This window comes from Candidatus Magnetominusculus dajiuhuensis (genome assembly GCF_046044395.1).
In the GTDB taxonomy this organism is placed as follows: Bacteria; Nitrospirota; Thermodesulfovibrionia; order Thermodesulfovibrionales; family Magnetobacteriaceae; genus Magnetominusculus; species Magnetominusculus dajiuhuensis.
The window spans coordinates 1-2432 of record NZ_JBJUSG010000029.1 but is presented as its reverse complement, the minus strand read 5'-3'; the positions used below and the strand labels follow the sequence as shown (position 1 = coordinate 2432).

Genomic DNA, 2432 nt, shown 5'->3' with positions numbered 1-2432 from the left:
TACTTTCATATCCAATGAGTCCAATCTCGACACGATCGGCGCTAATACATCTTTTAATACTTCTATTAAGTCCTGTTTCGTTAATGGCCTTTCATCCATAGCCGTGTCCTCCATGTTTTTATTATAGCGTATTCAATAATATTTATCAATACCTAAGACATTGAGGGCGCTGCCCTCAAACTCCCGCAAGGAGGGTAACCCTCCTTGACCTGTATTTTTAGAAGATTACAAAAGACTATTTAAAACTATACTATTTAAAATTGTAGTGTTTTCTTATTGGCTCTTTTATTTCCCATGTACATGATAGCCCCTTGGGGAATGTGACAAAGTCGCCCTTTCCAAACTCCACTTTTTTCCCGTCTTTTGTTGACACCGTGACCTTCCCCTCAAGTATATAACACTCCTCAGTATCACCATAGTGCCAATCGAATACCGACGCCTCCTTCTGCCATATAGGCCAGTTGTCAACTCCCCGCGCCTTAAGGTCTCCCTCTGCTGGTTTTACTATCTTTATCTCCATGTGCGCCTCCTTATCAACTATATCAACTATTCGCCGATTATGTTAACTACTATGTTTCTTTGCCTTGGTCTGTGGTCAAAGTCTGCAAGGACTATCTGCTGCCATACGCCGAGGTATAGGCTGCCGTCCTCAAACGGTATCGTAAGGCTTGGCCCCTGCAGCGCCGCCCGCACATGGCTGAAACCGTTTGCGTCACCCCATGTGTCGTCGTGCGCGTAGCGCTTGTTCGCGGGCACGAGTTTGTCGTATAACTCTGCCATGTCTTTTATCAGCCCCGGCTCATACTCTAATGTCGTAATGGCGGCGGTTGAGCCAACTACGAACACCGTCAGTATCCCGCTGCGAATGCCCGATTCGGTAAGGACACCGTTGACATGGCTGGTAACGTCAATGAGGTGGCCATTCCCACGCGTACTAAAACCCAGTGTCTTGTTTATCACCATGTTTCCAGAACCTCATCTATAAAATAGTTTTGGGAAGGATACCTATGTCGCACTCGTCAATGTGCAGCCTGAAGCGGTCTTTGTTACAGTCGAAGCCGAGCTTCTCACCCTCGTTTATCACGTTGTTCTTGTCAATGATGACCTTCTTCAATTTCGCGCCCTTTTTGATATGGACATACTCCATGATAATTGAATCAGTAATCTCGACGTCCTCTTCTATTATCACGCCGCTTCTGATAATAGAGTGCTTGATGGCCGCACCCTTTATCCTGACGCCATTTGAGATAGAGCAGTTTTGAATATCGCCGCTGATAATCTTCGCAGGCGGCGTAAACGATATCGTCGGGTGGATTGGCCATCTGTGGTTATAGATGTCAAAGATTGGCTCCTCGTCCAACATGTCCATGTTGGATTCCCAGTATGCCTTAATCGTTCCAACGTCGCGCCAGTAGCCAATCTCCTCGTAGGGCTTGGCACCCGGGATTTTATTCCGGGAGAAATCATAGGCGAAAAGTCCGCGTGTATTGACAAGCGATGGCAGGACATAGGCACCGAAGTCGTGTTCACTTTTTCGCTGCGCGTCCGCAAGCGCACCAAGCAGCACGTCGGTGTTAAAGATATAGTTCCCCATAGAGATAAGGGCCTTCGCGGGATTTTCAGGCATTGAGGACGGGTTTTTGGGTTTTTCCTCAAACCGCTCAATACGGCCATCCCCGGCAGTCTTGATGACGCCGAATGCCGAGGCCTGATCAATCGGCACAGGTATGGCCGCAACAGTGGCCTTGGCGCGGCATCCGATATGAAAATCGAGCATCTGCGCAATGTCCATTCGATAGATGTGGTCAGAACCAAAGATTACAACATGCGACGGTGCATACTGCTGAATAAGGTTAACGTTCTGCAGCACCGCGTCAGCAGTGCCCTGAAACCACTCCAGCCCCTTGCGCATCTGAGGCGGCACAATCGTAATAAACTGGTCGCGGGATACCGAGGTCTGGTTCCAGTTCTCCTGAATGTGCGATATCAGGGACTGGGACTTGTACTGAACAAGCAGGTAAATCGAATAAATTCCGGAGTTAATGATATTACTTAAAACAAAGTCAACAATCCTGTACCTACCCCCGAACGGCACAGATGGCTTGGAGCGCATAGCGGTAAGCGGAAACAGCCTCCTACCTTCACCACCAGCAAGAACAAGAGCTAAAACCTTCCTCTGCATAAGACCTCCTCGTTATTCATCACATAACATAACAGTGACTGACTATGATTATAAATGATTACCCACCACAATCTCAACCCCACTATTTCAAATAGGTTTTTACTTGAGGCAATACGCCCCCAAACGCACTATGACAACTCCCCAAACGCATTATAATAGGGAAGCATCATTTCTCTGTCAGTCATTCCCATCTTTTGTCTGTCATTCCTGCGAACAGACTGTGTCACAATAGTAAAGCAGCCCCCCCCCC

General features: G+C 47.7%; 3 protein-coding genes. All 3 read right to left on the bottom strand.

Annotated features, from left to right (window positions below; all coding sequences use genetic code 11):
• Positions 1 to 250 precede the first annotated feature (250 nt).
• From AB7D94_RS05820 to glgC, 3 genes are read right to left on the bottom strand one after another with little or no spacing between them, the layout of a single operon-like run.
• Complete coding sequence (locus tag AB7D94_RS05820) at positions 251 to 520, bottom strand: cupin domain-containing protein (protein ID WP_420264794.1); 270 nt, start codon at positions 518 to 520, stop codon at positions 251 to 253.
• 26 nt (positions 521 to 546) lie between these two features.
• Entirely contained in the window at positions 547 to 963 is a 417-nt protein-coding gene (locus AB7D94_RS05815; protein WP_420264793.1) for a secondary thiamine-phosphate synthase enzyme YjbQ, read from the bottom strand.
• Between the two features lie 16 nt (positions 964 to 979).
• Positions 980 to 2182 carry a glucose-1-phosphate adenylyltransferase gene (gene glgC / locus AB7D94_RS05810; protein ID WP_420264792.1) on the bottom strand — a complete coding sequence of 401 codons (1203 nt, stop codon included), beginning with the start codon at positions 2180 to 2182 and terminating at the stop codon, positions 980 to 982.
• Between the last annotated feature and the right edge of the window lie 250 nt (positions 2183 to 2432).